This is a genomic window from Pseudomonas sp. AC172, from assembly GCF_979258595.1.
The window spans coordinates 3,305,174-3,321,567 of record NZ_OZ409868.1; the positions used below are offsets into that span (position 1 = coordinate 3,305,174).

15 protein-coding genes are annotated in these 16,394 nt (G+C 59.1%); 10 read left to right on the forward strand and 5 right to left on the reverse strand.

Annotated elements, in window-relative coordinates; genetic code table 11:
* Positions 1-235 precede the first annotated feature (235 nt).
* Positions 236-790 carry an RNA polymerase factor sigma-70 gene (locus tag ACZ0A4_RS14790; protein WP_463575355.1) on the forward strand — a complete coding sequence of 185 codons (555 nt, stop codon included), beginning with the start codon at positions 236-238 and terminating at the stop codon, positions 788-790.
* A gap of 136 nt (positions 791-926) precedes the next feature.
* Here the strand turns inward: ACZ0A4_RS14790 and ACZ0A4_RS14795 are convergent, their stop codons facing one another.
* The 3 genes from ACZ0A4_RS14795 to ACZ0A4_RS14805 all read right to left on the reverse strand — a co-directional run bounded on the left by ACZ0A4_RS14795 (position 927) and on the right by ACZ0A4_RS14805 (position 3,541).
* Entirely contained in the window at positions 927-1,940 is a 1,014-nt protein-coding gene (locus ACZ0A4_RS14795) for a GNAT family N-acetyltransferase (RefSeq protein ID WP_463575356.1), read from the reverse strand.
* Positions 1,941-2,027: 87 nt separating this feature from the next.
* Positions 2,028-2,825, reverse strand: a complete 798-nt coding sequence (locus tag ACZ0A4_RS14800; protein ID WP_463575357.1) for a substrate-binding periplasmic protein — start codon at positions 2,823-2,825, stop codon at positions 2,028-2,030.
* Between the two features lie 92 nt (positions 2,826-2,917).
* Positions 2,918-3,541, reverse strand: a complete 624-nt coding sequence (locus ACZ0A4_RS14805; protein WP_463575358.1) for a TetR/AcrR family transcriptional regulator — start codon at positions 3,539-3,541, stop codon at positions 2,918-2,920.
* Positions 3,542-3,725: 184 nt separating this feature from the next.
* Between ACZ0A4_RS14805 and ACZ0A4_RS14810 the strand changes: the two genes are divergently transcribed.
* The 8 genes from ACZ0A4_RS14810 to ppnP all read left to right on the forward strand — a co-directional run bounded on the left by ACZ0A4_RS14810 (position 3,726) and on the right by ppnP (position 13,068).
* Positions 3,726-5,510: an acyclic terpene utilization AtuA family protein gene (locus tag ACZ0A4_RS14810; protein ID WP_463575359.1), complete on the forward strand. Its 1,785-nt coding sequence runs from the start codon at positions 3,726-3,728 to the stop codon at positions 5,508-5,510.
* Between the two features lie 12 nt (positions 5,511-5,522).
* The gene (locus tag ACZ0A4_RS14815) at positions 5,523-6,392 is read left to right on the forward strand and encodes an SDR family oxidoreductase (protein WP_463575360.1); all 870 of its coding nucleotides are present in this window, start codon (positions 5,523-5,525) and stop codon (positions 6,390-6,392) included.
* 3 nt (positions 6,393-6,395) lie between these two features.
* The gene (gene atuC, locus ACZ0A4_RS14820; protein ID WP_463575362.1) at positions 6,396-8,012 is read left to right on the forward strand and encodes a geranyl-CoA carboxylase subunit beta; all 1,617 of its coding nucleotides are present in this window, start codon (positions 6,396-6,398) and stop codon (positions 8,010-8,012) included.
* A gap of 30 nt (positions 8,013-8,042) precedes the next feature.
* Positions 8,043-9,200 carry a citronellyl-CoA dehydrogenase gene (gene atuD / locus ACZ0A4_RS14825; RefSeq protein WP_064120215.1) on the forward strand — a complete coding sequence of 386 codons (1,158 nt, stop codon included), beginning with the start codon at positions 8,043-8,045 and terminating at the stop codon, positions 9,198-9,200.
* Positions 9,197-9,994, forward strand: a complete 798-nt coding sequence (locus ACZ0A4_RS14830; protein WP_463575364.1) for an enoyl-CoA hydratase/isomerase family protein — start codon at positions 9,197-9,199, stop codon at positions 9,992-9,994. Before atuD ends, ACZ0A4_RS14830 begins: the two co-directional genes overlap by 4 nt.
* A gap of 109 nt (positions 9,995-10,103) precedes the next feature.
* A complete protein-coding gene (locus tag ACZ0A4_RS14835) occupies positions 10,104-12,065 on the forward strand; it encodes an acetyl/propionyl/methylcrotonyl-CoA carboxylase subunit alpha (RefSeq protein WP_463575365.1) in 1,962 nt (653 codons plus the stop codon).
* A 70-nt stretch (positions 12,066-12,135) separates the two neighbouring features.
* Positions 12,136-12,678 carry a 3'-5' exonuclease gene (locus tag ACZ0A4_RS14840; protein ID WP_463575366.1) on the forward strand — a complete coding sequence of 181 codons (543 nt, stop codon included), beginning with the start codon at positions 12,136-12,138 and terminating at the stop codon, positions 12,676-12,678.
* Between the two features lie 105 nt (positions 12,679-12,783).
* A complete protein-coding gene (gene ppnP / locus ACZ0A4_RS14845; protein WP_007940055.1) occupies positions 12,784-13,068 on the forward strand; it encodes a pyrimidine/purine nucleoside phosphorylase in 285 nt (94 codons plus the stop codon).
* Positions 13,069-13,138: 70 nt separating this feature from the next.
* Here ppnP and ACZ0A4_RS14850 read toward each other — a convergent pair whose 3' ends face one another.
* Entirely contained in the window at positions 13,139-13,945 is an 807-nt protein-coding gene (locus tag ACZ0A4_RS14850) for an MOSC domain-containing protein (protein ID WP_463575368.1), read from the reverse strand.
* Between the two features lie 167 nt (positions 13,946-14,112).
* Positions 14,113-15,048 carry a chemotaxis protein CheV gene (locus tag ACZ0A4_RS14855; protein ID WP_038364198.1) on the reverse strand — a complete coding sequence of 312 codons (936 nt, stop codon included), beginning with the start codon at positions 15,046-15,048 and terminating at the stop codon, positions 14,113-14,115.
* A 454-nt stretch (positions 15,049-15,502) separates the two neighbouring features.
* Here ACZ0A4_RS14855 and ACZ0A4_RS14860 point away from each other — a divergent pair, with 454 nt between their 5' ends.
* The gene (locus ACZ0A4_RS14860; protein WP_463575369.1) at positions 15,503-15,961 is read left to right on the forward strand and encodes a hypothetical protein; all 459 of its coding nucleotides are present in this window, start codon (positions 15,503-15,505) and stop codon (positions 15,959-15,961) included.
* Positions 15,962-16,394: the final 433 nt, after the last annotated feature.

A 16,394-nucleotide genomic window follows, 5' to 3' on the forward strand; every position in this document is an offset into this window, starting at 1 on the left:
ATCCATTCACCAATGAGAACGGATGACGTCTTGAAATAATTAGTCGGCAGGCTGGATCGCCAATGGGGCCGGGGTGTGGCGGCGTGTCGCAGTTCTCAGAACGCACCTTTGTGGCGCATTACTTCTCTTTCTCAATTGACAATCATTATCATTCAACATAATTTGTCGCTCGATGTGTAGGGCGGCCCCGTCCCCAAGGCGTCCCACTAACCTATTTGGCAGCAAGGTGATTTCCATGACGGAACAAGTATCCACAAGCAAGTGCGATTCACCGCTACTTCAGGCCTTCGTCGACAATCGACTGATTCTGGTCAAGATTGCAGCCCGTATTACCGGCTGCCGGTCGCGCGCCGAAGACGTGGTGCAGGATGCGTTTTTCCGACTGCAATCGGCGCCACCGATCACGTCGTCGATCAAGGCGCAACTGAGCTATCTGTTCCAGATCGTGCGCAACCTCGCCATCGATCACTACCGCAAGCAGGCGCTTGAGCAGAAGTACTCCGGCCCTGAAGAGGAAGGGCTGAACGTGGTTATTCAAGGTGCTTCGCCGGAAACCTCGCACATCAACTTCTCAACCCTGGAGAACATCGCCGACGCGCTGACCGAACTGCCCAGCCGCACTCGCTACGCATTCGAGATGTACCGCCTGCACGGCGTGCCGCAAAAGGACATCGCCAAGGAACTCGGCGTTTCGCCAACCCTGGTCAACTTCATGATTCGTGATGCGCTGGTGCACTGCCGCAAGGTCTCGGGCAGCCGCCGGGATGCGGTGGCTGTGGGTCGTCGCTAAAATTCAGATTTTGCGTCAAGCCATTCGCGAGCAGGCTCGCTCCCACATGGAATTTGTGAGTGCCACAAAACCCATGTGGGAGCGAGCCTGCTCGCGAAGGCGGCCTCAAGATCACAGAAATCCTGAAGCCAGATCATCACGCCAGTTTGCACCGATCAAAAAACCGCTCACGCCCCAGAATCATCAGCGCCGCGCGCTTGTGCGGAAAGTCGAATTCCTTCTCGCAGTGGAAACACTGATTCTGCATATGGCCGATCATCTTCGCGTTGTCGGCCCGAGGTTCAGCGACCACACGTTGAGTGCGCGGATCATCCAGAAACAGGTAATGCACCAGCGCCGATAACCAACTCGCTACTTTGTGCGGGCCACGGTGATCCTCCTCGCCGACCAGCATGTGGATGCCACGGTCGTAATCGTCGGCATCATAGAACGGCGCGATGCGATCTTCCTTGGCCCAGTAGGCTTCGAAATAGGCAAACGGCTGATCATCGAAGCAGCCGATCAAGGTCAGCGTGTGCGGGTCGGCGTCGAGCTTGCTCAAATACTCGCGGTGCTTCTCGATGCTGCCCTCTTCCTGCCAGAAACTGGCGACGCGCGGGCTGTTCTGCCAGCGATTGAAACGCAGCAAGTCTTCTTCGATCTCCACAGTGCGCAGGGAAATCCAGGCGCCAAGACGCGAATCGAAACGCCGATACACTTCACCGCGCGGCTTCACCGGCCGCAGCGGATGCCGCTTGCCTTGGGTGATGACCATTTGCTGCGGATAACTGCCGGTCAGGGATGTGCCGAGCCAAGGTTGCGGCAGCTGCCAGAACAGCGTGCGTTCACAGCGATATTCGCCGGCCACTTCAGTGCTCACCAACAAACCACTGAGCAAGGCTTCGGTCGGTGGCTGATCCAATTGCCAAGTCAATTGTTGGCACGCCGGATCCCGCGCGAACAGCCAGTAACAGGCTGCCCACAGCGCCTGCCCGGGCGGCAGCGCAAAGCGCTCATCGAGCTGAATTGCCCCCTTGGCCTCCCGATCGAGGCGCAAGCGAATCAGCGGTTGTCCGTCAAGGCTCAGGCTCAGACGGCTTTCGCTGGCATCAGCGATCAGTTGACTGCCCGTAGGCAAGGCCAAGGCAGTCAGGTCATTCAGATTGGACATGGGTCGGGCTCACGATAATCGTCGACAGTTCAACGATGTGACGTGAGCCGAGAAGGAAAATTTAGGCCCTGAAGGGAAATGCATGGATCAACGATGGGGGATTGGGACCACGGCGATCTTGTAAGGCTCGAAAATTTTCAGCATTTCGCCGTTATCGCGCAGGCCCTGAAGCAACTTGCCAAACGCCGCACCGGTAATCGGCGCCGTCGGGCGAAGAATCGCGTAGTGGTGGTAGACCTGATCGATGCGCTGCGAGACCAGCAACTCATCGCGCACCTTTTCGTTACGCAGCAGGTAATCGAACAGATACGAACGCGTCACCAGGGCGATATCCGCCCGCGAACGCAGGACCATCAGCAGATTGCTGTCGTGGGAATAGGTCAGCGTGGCGTTGTAATTCTGAGCCAGATACTTGGGGTCGGCGTTGAAGTTGGCGAACTCGTAGTGATAACCGCTGAACAACGCCAGGCGCTTGCCAGTGAGGTCGGCAAAGTAGTTCTGCTGACGACCGTCTTCGCGTTGTGCGACGAAAATCTCGGCGTCCTCAAGGCCCATGTCGACATCCGTGTGCGGAATATCTTTCCAGCCCCAATCGGGATTCTCGAAAATCGCCATGTCGATCCGCCCCTGCTTGAAATCACCGAAACGCCGCGGAATCGAGGTCGGCACCAGGACGAACTGATAGTCGCTTTGCAGACGATTGAGGGCCTCGACCAACTGCGGCAGGAGACCTGTGTCGGCGCCGTTTTCCGGGCGAATGGTGTAAGGCGGAAAATGCGCCGCGCCGACCCGAACCAGTTGTGCTGCCTGAGAGGGCAAAACCCAAAATGCAGCCAGCGCTGCGAGCATCAACCCCGCGGCCGTCCGAATTGGCGAAGACTTCAAAACACCCCACTCCCCGAAAAAATACCGATCAATGCATTCAAGCTAGGCGGTTTCGCCCAGTTAGCCAGTTTCCCGGCCGGATAGAAAGTGCTTCAACGCGCTTCGAGGACCAGAATCAACGCCTCATCGGCCAACTGATCGAGGCTCAAACTGCCGCCGGCACGGAACCAGGTGGTCGTCCACGACAGTGCACCGGTAAGGAAACGTCGGGTAATAAATACATCGCCACGAATAAATCTGGCGTCCTTGGCTTCACCCAGCACTTGCAACCAGATGTCCTCGTAGACATCGCGCAGCGCCAGCACTTTGGCCTGACCGTCTTCGGACAGCGAGCGCCACTCGTAGACCAGCACCGCCATGGCTTCACCGCTGCCGCCCATGATCGACTGCAATTCGCAGCGGATCAGCGCCAGCACGCGCTCGCGCACATCTGCCGCGTCGGCCAGCGCCGCTCGCATCAACGCGGTGTTGTAACGGATGGTTTCTTCCATTACTGCGCGGAGGATTTCATCCTTGCTTTTGAAGTGATGAAAAATGCTTCCCGACTGGATGCCGACGGCGCCGGCCAGGTCACGCACCGTGGTGCGTTCATAGCCTTTGTTACGGAACAGGTGAGCGGCCACTTGCAGCAATTTGCCGCGGGCGCTGTCGGGGTCGGTCAATTGGCCTTCATCAACCAAATCGCGCATGACCCTCAGGGCTTTTTGCTCGTCCACCCGTTCTCTCCTACAGTCGATCAGTCTGTTGCCCCCTGAAACCGCAGGGTTGCGCGCAATTTAAGCCGCCAGCGGCAACCAAGCAAGCGCTTGGGCAGAAGATAGTTTCAACTGTTTACAAACCAAGCGCTTGCTTGGTAGCCTCCAGACACTTCTGTCGCAGGTTGCTGAGTCGGAGATAAAAATGCCCACCACCGTTCGCATCGGATGCGCCAGCGCATTCTGGGGAGATACGTCCACCGCCGCCGCGCAGCTGGTGGAGGGCGGCAAGCTGGACTATCTGGTGTTCGACTACCTCGCCGAGATCACCATGTCGATCATGGCCGGCGCACGCATGAAGGATCCGCGGGCGGGGTTTGCCGGCGACTTCATCGAAGTTCTCACGCCCCTGTTGCCGCAATTGGCCGAGCAGAACATCCGCGTGATCAGCAATGCCGGCGGAGTCAATCCGCAGGCTTGTGCGAACGCCTTGCTAGCGGCCTGTGACAAGGCCGGCATCGACCTGAAAATCGCCGTACTGCTCGGCGATGATCTGCAACCCCAGCTAAAACACCTTAGCGGCATCAGCGAAATGTTCAGTGGCGCCCCGCTGCCAGCGATGTGCGTATCCACCAACGCCTACCTCGGCGCGCCGGGCATTGTCGAAGCGCTACGCCTGGGTGCCGATATCGTCATCACCGGCCGGGTGGTCGACAGCGCCGTGGTCAGCGCCGCGCTGGTGCACGAATTCGACTGGTCGTGGCACGACTACGACAAACTCGCCCAGGCCGCGCTGGCCGGGCACATCATCGAATGCGGCGCGCAATGCACTGGCGGCAACTTCACCGATTGGCGCGACGTGCCGGATTACGAACACATCGGTTTCCCCATCGTTGAAGTGAGTGCCGACAGCCAATTCATCGTCAGCAAACCCGAGGGCTCCGGTGGACTGGTCACACCGCTGACCGTCGGCGAGCAGATGCTGTATGAAATCGGCGATCCACAGGCCTATCTGTTGCCCGACGTGGTCTGCGACTTCACTCAGGTCAAACTTCAGCAACAAGGCAAAAACACGGTGCACGTGCACGGCGCCAAAGGTCTGCCACCCAGCGACAAATACAAGGTCAGCGCCACGTATCCGGACGGTTTTCGCTGCACTGCCAGTTGCCTGATCGCCGGTATTGATGCGGTGGACAAGGCGCGACGAGTCAGTCAGGCAATTATCGCCAAAACGGCGGAAATGTTCAGCCAGCGCGGTTGGGCGCCCTACAGCGAAACCGACATCGAACTGCTTGGCAGCGAAGCCACCTACGGCCCCCATGGCCAGCGACACGACAGCCGTGAAGTGGTGATTAAACTCGCCGTGCGCCACCCGAATAAACAGGCACTGGTGCTGTTCTCCCGGGAAATCGCCCAGGCCGCCACTGGCATGGCGCCGGGGCTGACCGGTATTGTCGGTGGGCGGCCAACGGTGTATCCGCTGATTCGTCTGTTCTCTTTTCTGATCGATAAAAGCGCTTGCTCGCTGCACATCGACATGGCCGGTGAACACTATCCATGCACCCTGCCCTCACTGAGCGCCCTCGACAGCGAAAATTTGCCCCTGCCCCATCAGCCACCCAAACCACAGGGTCGCGCCGATGCCAGCGTGGCGCTGGTGAAACTGGCCGTCGCGCGCTCCGGAGACAAGGGTAATCACAGCAACATCGGCGTCATGCCGCGCAAACCCGAATACCTGCCATGGATTGCCGAAGCGCTGACCCCCGCCGTCATTGTCGACTGGATGAGCCACGTGCTCGACCCGATCCACGGCCGGGTCGAACGCTGGTATCTGCCCGGCACCCACAGCCTGAATTTTCTCCTGGAAAACGCTCTCGGCGGTGGTGGCGTGGCCAGTCTGCGCATCGATCCGCAAGGCAAAGCCTTCGCCCAGCAACTGTTGGAAATCCAGATCCCGGTGCCGCAGAGCATCGCCGAACAGCTCGACTAGAGGATTGTTTGCATGGCTTACGCGTCGATTTTCCACGCCGATCTGTTCAACGGCCAGACCATCATTGTCACCGGCGGCGGCAGCGGCATCGGTCGCTGCACCGCGCATGAACTGGCAGCGCTCGGCGCCAACGTGGTGCTGGTCGGGCGCAAACCGGAAAAGCTGGAAAAGGTCGCCGCGGAAATTGCCGAGGACGGTGGCCGCGCACACTGGAAGGCCTGCGATATCCGTGATGAAGAAGCGGTGAAACAACTGGTCAAGGTGCTGATCGCCGAGCACGGGCCGATTCATGGTCTGGTCAACAATGCCGGCGGCCAGTACCCGTCGCCATTGGCTTCGATCAATCAGAAAGGTTTCGAAACCGTACTGCGCACCAATCTGGTCGGCGGATTTCTGATGGCGCGGGAAGTGTTCAATCAGTCGATGAGCAAACACGGCGGCAACATCGTCAACATGCTCGCCGACATGTGGGGCGGCATGCCCGGCATGGGCCACTCGGGCGCGGCGCGATCGGGTATGGACAACTTCACCAAAACTGCTGCGTTCGAATGGGGTTATGCCGGCGTGCGAGTCAACGCGGTGGCGCCGGGCTGGATTGCCTCCAGCGGCATGGACACCTACGAAGGCGCGTTCAAAGCGGTGATTCCGACCCTGCGTGAACATGTGCCGCTCAAGCGCATCGGCACCGAGTCGGAAGTCAGCGCCGCGATCGTGTTTCTGCTCAGCCCGGCGGCGGCATTCATCAGCGGCAGCACCTTGAAAATCGATGGTGCGGCCAGCCTCGGCAGCCGTGCATGGCCACTGCACAAGGCCACTCACAGCGAGTCGTTCAACGGTTTTCACCGGGCGTACCTTCCCGATGTCCTCAAGGACAAGGAATAAGCCATGCCGCAGATCCAGTCCCAACTCGACCCGCACAGCGAAGCGTTTGCCCGCAACCGTGCAGCGATGCTCACGGCCATCGAGCAAGTCCAGCAGCTCGAACAGAACCTGCTGAACAAAGCCGCTGACGCCAAGCCAAAATTCGACAAGCGTGGGCAATTGCTGCCGCGCGAACGCCTGAACCTGTTGCTCGATCCCGGTGCACCGTTTCTCGAACTGGCCAGCCTCGCCGGCTACAAGTTGCATGACGACAAGGACGGTAGCTCGGCCGGTGGTGGACTGATTGCCGGTATCGGCTATGTCTGCGGCATCCGCGCGATGGTCGTGGCGAACAACAGCGCAATCAAGGGCGGCACCATTTCGCCCAGCGGTCTGAAAAAATCCCTGCGCCTGCAACAGATTGCTCAGGAAAACAAACTGCCGGTGATCACCCTCGCCGAAAGCGGCGGCGCCAATCTCAATTACGCCGCCGAGATTTTCGTCGAAGGCGCACGCAGTTTTGCCAACCAGGCGCGGATGTCAGCCATGGGTTTGCCGCAGATCACCGTGGTGCACGGCTCGGCCACGGCGGGCGGCGCTTATCAGCCGGGGCTGTCGGATTATGTGGTGGTGGTGCGCGGCAAAGCCAAGCTGTTTCTCGCCGGTCCCCCGCTGCTGAAAGCGGCCACCGGTGAAGTCGCCACCGACGAAGAACTGGGCGGTGCCGAGATGCACGCGCAGGTCGCCGGGACGGCTGAATACCTCGCGGAAAACGATGCCGACGGCGTGCGCCAAGTGCGTGAAATCCTCCATATGCTGCCGTGGAACGAGCAACTGCCGTGGTTGCCGGAGCCGCAGTACAAAGAGCCGCTCTACCCGATCGACGAGTTGCTCGGGCTGATCCCCGACGATCCGAAAAAGCCTTATGACGTGCGAGAAATCATCGCGCGCATTGCCGATGAATCCTGTTTCGTCGAATTCAAAGGCGAGTTCGATCAGCAGACCATTTGCGGCCAATTGAAGATTCAGGGCCGCGCCTGCGGGTTCATCGGCAACAACGGCCCGATCACCCCGAACGGCGCAAGCAAAGCGGCGCAGTTCCTCCAGTTGTGCGATCAGAGCCAGACCCCGCTGCTATTTTTCCACAACACCACCGGTTTTATGGTCGGCACCGAATCGGAACAGCAAGGCGTGATCAAACACGGCTCGAAACTGATTCAAGCGGTGGCCAATGCGCGGGTGCCGAAACTGACCATTGTGGTCGGCGGTTCGTACGGCGCCGGCAACTATGCGATGTGCGGCCGCGGTCTCGATCCGCGCTTCATCTTCGCCTGGCCGAACAGCCGCACGGCGGTGATGGGCGGTGCGCAGGCCGGCAAGGTCTTGCGCATCGTTACCGAAGCCAAACAGCTCAAGGACGGCATGACGCCAGACCCGAAAATGCTCGACATGCTCGAACAGGTCACCGCGCAGAAACTCGACAGCCAGTCCACCGCGCTTTATGGCAGCGCCAACCTGTGGGACGACGGGCTGATCGATCCGCGCGACACGCGCACCCTGCTCGGCTATTTGCTGGACATCTGCCACGAAGCCGACATTCGCACGCTGCAACCCAACAGCTTCGGCGTCAGCCGGTTCTGACCGCCACGGACCCTACGGAGAACAATAACAATGATCTTCACCCCGGAACACGAAGCCCTGCGCCGTACCGTCCGCCAATTCGTCGAGCACGAAATCAATCCGCACGTCGATGAATGGGAAAAGGCCGGACGCTTCCCGATCCACGAGATTTTCCGCAAGGCTGGCGACCTCGGTTTGCTGGGCATTTCCAAACCGGAAAAATTCGGCGGCATGGGCCTCGATTACAGCTATTCGATTGTCGCCGCCGAAGAATTCGGCACCATTCATTGCGGCGGCATTCCGATGTCGATCGGCGTGCAAACCGACATGTGTACGCCCGCGCTCGCCCGCTTCGGCTCCGATGAACTGCGCGAAGAGTTCCTGAGACCGGCGATCAGCGGTGAGCAGGTCGGTTGCATCGGCGTTTCCGAAGTCGGCGCCGGATCTGATGTGGCCGGCCTGAAAACCACCGCGCGCAAGGACGGCGACGACTACGTGATCAACGGCAGCAAGATGTGGATCACCAACTCGCCGAGTGCCGACTTCATCTGCCTGCTGGCTAACACCTCGGACGACAAACCGCACATCAACAAGTCGCTGATCATGGTGCCGATGAACACGCCGGGGATCAGCCTCAGCTCGCACCTGGACAAGCTCGGCATGCGCAGTTCGGAAACCGCGCAAGTGTTTTTCGACAACGTGCGCGTGCCCCAGCGCAATCGCATCGGCCACGAAGGCGCCGGGTTCATGATGCAGATGCTGCAGTTTCAGGAGGAACGCCTGTTCGGCGCAGCGAACATGATCAAAGGCCTGGAGTACTGCGTCGACAGCACTATCGAGTACTGCAAGGAGCGCAAGACCTTCGGCAATGCGCTGATCGACAATCAGGTGATCCACTTTCGCCTCGCCGAGTTGCAGACTGAAATCGAATGCCTGCGCGCATTGGTTTACCAGGCCACCGAGCAATACGTGAAAGGTCAGGATGTGACACGCCTGGCGTCGATGGCCAAGCTCAAGGCCGGGCGCCTCGGCCGCGAAGTCAGCGACAGCTGCCTGCAATATTGGGGCGGCATGGGCTTCATGTGGGACAACCCGGTAGCCCGTGCCTATCGAGATGTGCGGCTGGTCTCGATTGGCGGTGGCGCCGACGAAATCATGCTGGGGATTATCTGCAAACTGATGGGCATTCTGCCGGGGAAAAAGAAATGAGCAGCCTGCCGGAATGCCAGACGCTGTTGCTGGAACGGCATGGCGGCGTGCTGCACATCACCCTCAATCGGCCGGACAGCCGTAATGCGATGAGTCTGCAAATGGTCAGCGAGTTGCGCGCGGTGCTGACGGCCGTGCGCGAAGACCGCACTGTGCGGGCTCTGGTGCTCAGCGGTGCCAACGGGCATTTCTGTGCCGGCGGCGATATCAAGGATATGGCCAGCGCGCGCGCTCAGGGCGCTGATGCTTACCGTGATATGAATCGCGCCTTCGGGGCTCTGCTGGAAGAAGCGCAGCACGCACCGCAAGTGCTGATCACGGTGCTGCAAGGCGCGGTGCTCGGCGGTGGTTTCGGACTGGCGTGTGTCAGTGATATCGCCATTACCGATCATCAGGCGCAATTCGGCCTGCCGGAAACCAGCCTCGGCTTGCTGCCGGCGCAGATCGCGCCGTTTGTGGTGCAACGCATCGGTCTGACCGAAACCCGCCGATTGGCGCTGACGGCTGCGCGTTTCGATGGGCATCAGGCGCGGCGTCTGGGGTTGGTGCATTTTGTCGAGCAGGATGCACAAGCGCTGGCCGAGCGGCTCGACGAGGTGTTGCAGCATGTGCTGTGTTGCGCGCCGGAGGCGAATGCCATGACCAAGAAATTGCTGCTGGCGAGTGCCGGGCAGCCTTCGAGTGAATTGCTGGATGAGGCGGCGCAGTGGTTTAGCGATGCCGCGGCGGGAGAAGAAGGGATCGAGGGCACCATGGCTTTTGTGCAAAAACGTACACCGCGGTGGGCCAGCTAAAAGCTTCGCGAGCAAGCTCGTTCCCACATTTGGAATGCGTTCCCCTGTAGGAATGAGCCTGCTCGCGACGAGGCCTCCACATCCACCGCCAAACCTCAGGAAACCCACCATGCCCGCCATCCACAAAATCCTGATCGCCAACCGCGGTGAAATCGCCTGCCGCATTCAGCGCACCGCCCAGGCCATGGGCTATCGCACCGTCGCCGTTTACAGCGACGCCGACGCCAACGCGCTGCACGTACAAATCGCCGATCAAGCCGTACACATCGGCCCCGCCCCCGTGCAGCAGTCCTACCTGAACATCCCCGCCATCCTCGACGCCGCGCACCGCAGCGGCGCCAATGCCATTCACCCCGGCTACGGCTTTCTCTCGGAGAACGCCGAATTTGCCCGCGCCTGCAAACAGGCCGAACTGATCTTCATCGGACCGAGCGTCGAAGCCATCGAGTTGATGGGCAGCAAACGCCAGTCAAAAATCGCCATGCTTGAGGCCGGTGTGCCTTGCATCGCCGGTTACCAAGGCGCCGAACAGGACGATGCAACCTTGCTGCGTGAAGCCGAACGCATCGGCTATCCACTGATGATCAAGGCCAGTGCCGGCGGGGGTGGACGCGGTATGCGTCTGCTGCACAACGCCGCTGACTTGCCGGCGCAACTGCGCACCGCGCGCTCCGAAGCATTGAATGGCTTCGGCAGTGACGAACTGATCCTCGAACAGGCGCTGATCGAGCCACGGCATGTCGAGGTGCAGTTGTTCGGCGATCAACACGGTAACTTGATCTACCTCGGCGAACGCGACTGTTCGATCCAGCGTCGCCACCAGAAAGTCATCGAAGAAGCGCCTTGCCCGGTGATGACTGCCGAGTTGCGTCAGGCCATGGGTGAAGCAGCATTGAAGGCTGGGCGCGCAGTCAACTACGTCGGCGCAGGCACCGTGGAATTTCTGCTCGATGCGCATGGGCAGTTCTACTTTCTTGAAATGAACACGCGCCTGCAAGTCGAGCACCCGGTGACTGAACTGATTACAGGGCTGGATCTGGTCGCGTGGCAATTGCTGGTCGCCGAGGGGCAGCCATTGCCACTGACTCAGGATCAGGTCCAACTCAACGGGCACGCAATGGAGGTGCGCCTCTACGCCGAAGATCCAGCACAGGATTTCTTGCCGCAAACAGGCTGTGTCGAGGCGTGGGCACCAGCGCTACAGCACGGTGCGCGAATCGATCATGGCTTGCTTGAAGGGCATTCGGTCAGCCCGTTCTACGACCCGATGCTCGGCAAACTGATCGCCCACGGCGCCACCCGCCAAGAGGCCCGGCGCAAACTGTTGCGCGCGGTGCAAGACACGGTGCTGCTCGGGGTGCAAAGCAATCAGCGCCTGCTCGCCAGCCTGTTGCGACACCCGCAGTTCATCAGCGGTGAATTCAGTACCGCCTTCATTGCGCAGCATTTCAGCGATCACCCCTGCCTGCACCGTTACGTTCCCGATGCCGAGCAACTGGCGATTGCAACGGTGCTGTTCTATCAAACCAGCGCCCTCTCCCACCGCGCTCCGCTGACTGGCTGGCGCAACAACGCCAGTGTGCCGCTGCACTATCGCCTCGGCCTCGACGATCAAAACTGGACGGTGCAACTGCTCCCGCAGGCGCAAGGCGCGTTCACGGTGCAGGTGGCCGAACGCACGCTTGAATTGAAACTTATCGCCTACGATACACAGTCGGTGACACTGGAAGCCGACGGTCTACGCCAGCGCCATGCCTATCGCCTGGATGCCGCACAACTCTGGCTGTTTACCCACCCCGGCAGTCTGCGTCTGGAGGATCGAACTCACGCCGTGATCGACAGTCAGACCAGCGTCAGCTCCGGCACCCTGAAAGCGCCGATGGACGGTGCCATCGTCGACGTACTGGTCAGCGAAGGCAGCCCGGTCAGCAAGGGGCAGTTGCTGGTAGTGCTGGAGGCAATGAAAATGGAGCATCCGCTGAAGGCCGGCATCGACGGCGTGCTCAAGCGGGTGCAGGTCAAGGTTGGCGATCAGGTAAAAAATCGTCAGGTTCTGTTGCAGGTCGAGTAGTCGCCCACACACGCATGCGGGTTTTGACTACGCTCTGAGTTATCAGAACGCGGAAATCAGGAACCCTGCGATGCCTCACTGGCTGGTCATAGATCTGGAAGCCACCACCGATGAGGGTGGCTGGCCAGTCACCGAAATGGAAATTATCGAGATCGGCGCCACACTGGTCGATCGCGCCGGACGCGAGCAGGATCATTTCCAGCGCTTCGTCAAACCGACACGGCGGCCGTTGCTTACGCCATTTTGTCGTGAACTGACGCACATCACCCAGGCCAGTATCGACACGGCGCAGCCGTTGACCGAAGTCTGGCCGGCGTTCGAACGCTGGCTCGCGCAGCATCAGTCGCGCCTCGAAGGCTGGGCCAGCTGGGGCGATTACGACCGCAAGCAGTTGTTGCAGGAATGGCAGCGTCTGCAAATCGACAGTGGATTGAGCAAGGTGCCGCACATGAACCTCAAACAACGCTTCGCCAAGGCTCGGCGCCTCGAACGGCCGCTGGGCCTCAACGGCGCACTGCAACTGGCTGGCATGCAGTTCAGCGGTCAACAGCATCGGGCGCTGGAGGACGCGCGCAACACCGCGCGATTGTTACCCTTGGTGTTGCCACTCTAGGGTCAATTCGAGAACTCACTGGACAGACGCCGGGCAGGTGACGGCGTTGAAAGCCTTGTGCATACTGGCCGCCTCCATTTTTTAGCCCTTTTCGAGGAATCGCCCATGTTTAAAGTCAACGAGTACTTCGACGGCACCGTCAAGTCGATCGCCTTTGGCACCGCTGAAGGTCCGGCGACCATCGGCGTCATGGCCCCGGGCGAATACGAATTCGGCACCAGCCAGCGTGAAATCATGCACGTTGTATCTGGCGCACTGACGGTCAAACTGCCAGACAGCAGCGACTGGGAAACCTTCGCCGCCGGCAGTCAGTTCAACGTTCCGGCCAACAGCAAGTTCCAGTTGAAGGTGGCGGTGGACACCGCTTACCTGTGCGAATACCGCGGTTAAACCCACGGTTGCACTGCGATAAAAAAATGCCCGTGTCCAAGGACACGGGCATTTTAGTTTCATGCGTGGGTTACTCGAGGATTTCCACCGACATGCCGACTTCGAGTCGACCATTACTGTCATTCACCAGATTCTGCCCAAACATCGCGCCATCGGCTTCAGCGCGATATTTCTGCAAGGTGGCCAGCGGCTCGCGATCGGCACTGCGCTCCCCGGTTTGCGGGTCAATCGTGGTGAGAATGCAGCGCGAACATGGCTTGACCACGCGGAACTCGACATCGCCAATGCGAATGCGCTTCCAACTGTCTTCGGCATAGGCCTCACTGCCTTCGATCACGAGGTTTGGCCGAAAACGCAGCATTTCCAAGGATCGTCCCACTTTTTGCGAAAGATCCTGCAGGGATGCCTCGCCAATCAGCAACAAAGGGAATCCATCGGCGAACGCGACCTGGTCATCCTCGTTGCCATAGCCGGCTTGCGTAGTGCGGGCGCGATCCAGAGGCACCTGCACCAGGCGGGTCGGTTTGCCGATGAAATCGCTGACCCAGCGCGCAGCCTCATCACCGGCATCCGGCACGCGCAAGGTATCGCGCCAGATCGTCACGCCGCGCAGTTCGGCGTCATTATCCGGCAAGGCGATGTCGATGGAAGACTGTTGCGGAGCACTCAGGGTCAGACCGCCCTGCGCATTCCACAGGGCCGACAACTGACTCATCTTCGCTTCGGCGCGCTGAGTCAGGAAGCGGCCGCTGGCCTCGTCCACGAGCATCCAGCGTCGGTCGCCATCGAGCCCCAGCTTGTCGAGGTCGACGCGCTGCAGCACATCGACTTTGCCGGATTTCAACGGGTAACGATAAAGCGCGCTCAGACGCAGCATGGCCAGCTCCCTGGAGAATAAAAACGCCACCCTATACGAGCTTGATCAGGAATCAAAGAGCAATAACTGTAGGAGTGAGCCTGCTCGCGATAGCGGTGTGTCTGGTAATGATTGGGGGCTGACACACCGCTATCGCGAGCAGGCTCACTCCTGCAATGGGTGTGTAATCAGGCCGGAACTTCGTCGAGCATCAGACGCTGGCGCACCACGTCGACCAGCTTGTCCGGCTGGAATTTGGAGAGGAAGTTGTCGCAGCCAACCTTCTTCACCATCGAGTCGTTGAAACTGCCGGACAGCGAGGTATGCAGCACCACGTACAAGCCACGCAGACGCGGGTCGTTGCGAATTTCGGTGGTCAGGCGATAGCCGTCCATTTCCGGCATCTCCGCATCGGTGAAAATCATCAGCAGCTTGTCGGTCATGTTCACGCCGGTATCAGCCCAGCCCTTGAGCATGTTCAGCGCCTTCAGGCCATCGCTGGCAATGTGCATTTTCACGCCGAGCTGGCCGAGGGTATCGCGCAATTGCGAAAGAGCCACGTTAGAGTCGTCCACCAGCAGCACTTCACGGCCACGGGCGCGCTCCAGCACCGGATCGTCGAGTTTGTCGCGCGAAACCTTGGCGTTGTACGGGACGATTTCGGCGAGGACTTTCTCGACGTCGATGATTTCCACCAGTTGATCGTCGACCTTGCTGATCGCGGTCAGATAGTGCTGACGCCCCGCGCTGGTCGGCGGCGGCAGAATGGCTTCCCAGTTCATGTTGACGATGCGGTCCACACCGCCGACGAGGAAAGCCTGTACCGAGCGGTTGTACTCGGTGACGATGATGGTGCTGTTCGGCCCCGGCACCAATGGACGCATGCCGATCGCCTGCGACAGATCGATCACCGGCAAGGTCTGACCACGCAGATTGACCACCCCACAGACAAACGGATGACGCTGCGGCATCAAAGTCAGTTTCGGCAGTTGCAGCACTTCCTGGACCTTGAACACGTTGATCGCGAACAACTGGCGCCCGGCCAGTCGAAACATGAGAATTTCCAGGCGATTCTCACCCACCAGTTGCGTGCGTTGGTCTACCGTGTCGAGAATGCCGGCCATCAATGACTCCTGGGCTTGTTCTGATGAATTCACTATGTGAGGTTATCGGCGGCAAATGGCGGTTCTTGATTGCCAAGCCAGACCCCGTCAAAAATGCCATGATCGGGCATTGATGTCACATTAACATCATGCTTTACTGGCGCAGTGATTTTCATCTGCTACATTCTCTGCGGCGCGACCTCGGTTTGCACGGTAGGTTCCCGTGTCTAAGGGATTCCCCTAGTAACAATCAGGCCCAACCTGATATTCGCAATATCCAATAGCCATTAATGTGACGCCATTCTCATTGCATGAACGGAGTCAGGCTATTGTGTGCGATCGCAGTTCAGTGGAAACAAGCCCTCTGGAACCCCTCAGTCTGTGCACCTGCACGTCTGGGCGCGATCTCCCGACGATTCATGATCGTCGCCACACACGGCATTCCCTCATCAGACATGACGTGGTGGAGATAAGCATGCCAATGGACCGCAAAGAGTGGGTACAACGCTTCCCCGAATTCCTTGTCGAGGCCGAACAACTCCTGGCCAAGTCCGAAGAATGCCTGAGCCATCTGCAACTGATCAGCAATGACAAGGACGCTATCGAGTGCATGCTCAATACCCTCCTGAAACTCGCACGCAGGGCTGAAGCCCTGGCGCTGGAGGCGATTTCCGAGTTCTCGCTGCACATTTACAGCCTGCTCAACCTCAATCAGGATCACGTCGACCTTCATGAACAGGCCCTGCTAGCATTGCAGGATTGCTTCACGTTGATGGCTTGGCAGCTTGAACTGGTGGATCAGCAGACCGGGCAACTGAGTCTGGATGAAAGCGAACAGACCTCCCTGATCGAAGCCTTCGCCTTCCAGGTCGGCCAAAGCCGGCTACAGCCGCCACTGGCGGGCAAACGTTTGCCCCAATTGGGACAAGCCTGATCAGCATCCTGTATTCGCACTGGCGTTTGAAACGAATACGTTGCATGTCGTAATTGAATAGTTCATACCTGCCAGCGACAAATCGAAATAAATAATCAGCGACGCCAGACACTCATGTTTCTGCCGGCCTCAGGGTTTGCCTGTGTGTTAAGAAGCACAACTTCAGGCAACACCTACATCTATCGAACTCAATAAATCGACTTTTCCATTATGGAACTTGCGTCCAAAACCACGTAATTCCTGACTCATTGGACATATATAGCAAGCGCGACCAACGGTATCTTAAGTGGTATTATGCCGCCCATTAGTTGCTTTCAAATTAATGGCACAGTGATTTCAGCGACAGCTATCCACTGATAGTTGGCGGTCAACACATTCACTGAACCGGGTTGAAATCAATAACATACTTGACAGCATTTTCAGACAGAGATCC

Excerpts from the sequence above, each read along its gene's own strand:
- ACZ0A4_RS14855 (WP_038364198.1), bottom strand. The coding sequence starts at position 15,048 with ATGGCCGGCATTCTCGACACGGTAGACCAACGCACGCAACTGGTGGGT.
- ACZ0A4_RS14830 (WP_463575364.1), top strand. The coding sequence starts at position 9,197 with ATGAGCAGCCTGCCGGAATGCCAGACGCTGTTGCTGGAACGGCATGGC.
- ACZ0A4_RS14850 (WP_463575368.1), bottom strand. The coding sequence starts at position 13,945 with ATGCTGCGTCTGAGCGCGCTTTATCGTTACCCGTTGAAATCCGGCAAA.
- ACZ0A4_RS14790 (WP_463575355.1), top strand. The coding sequence starts at position 236 with ATGACGGAACAAGTATCCACAAGCAAGTGCGATTCACCGCTACTTCAG.
- ppnP (WP_007940055.1), top strand. The coding sequence starts at position 12,784 with ATGTTTAAAGTCAACGAGTACTTCGACGGCACCGTCAAGTCGATCGCC.
- ACZ0A4_RS14835 (WP_463575365.1), top strand. The coding sequence starts at position 10,104 with ATGCCCGCCATCCACAAAATCCTGATCGCCAACCGCGGTGAAATCGCC.
- atuC (WP_463575362.1), top strand. The coding sequence starts at position 6,396 with ATGCCGCAGATCCAGTCCCAACTCGACCCGCACAGCGAAGCGTTTGCC.
- ACZ0A4_RS14795 (WP_463575356.1), bottom strand. The coding sequence starts at position 1,940 with ATGTCCAATCTGAATGACCTGACTGCCTTGGCCTTGCCTACGGGCAGT.
- atuD (WP_064120215.1), top strand. The coding sequence starts at position 8,043 with ATGATCTTCACCCCGGAACACGAAGCCCTGCGCCGTACCGTCCGCCAA.
- ACZ0A4_RS14815 (WP_463575360.1), top strand. The coding sequence starts at position 5,523 with ATGGCTTACGCGTCGATTTTCCACGCCGATCTGTTCAACGGCCAGACC.
- ACZ0A4_RS14860 (WP_463575369.1), top strand. The coding sequence starts at position 15,503 with ATGCCAATGGACCGCAAAGAGTGGGTACAACGCTTCCCCGAATTCCTT.
- ACZ0A4_RS14810 (WP_463575359.1), top strand. The coding sequence starts at position 3,726 with ATGCCCACCACCGTTCGCATCGGATGCGCCAGCGCATTCTGGGGAGAT.
- ACZ0A4_RS14840 (WP_463575366.1), top strand. The coding sequence starts at position 12,136 with ATGCCTCACTGGCTGGTCATAGATCTGGAAGCCACCACCGATGAGGGT.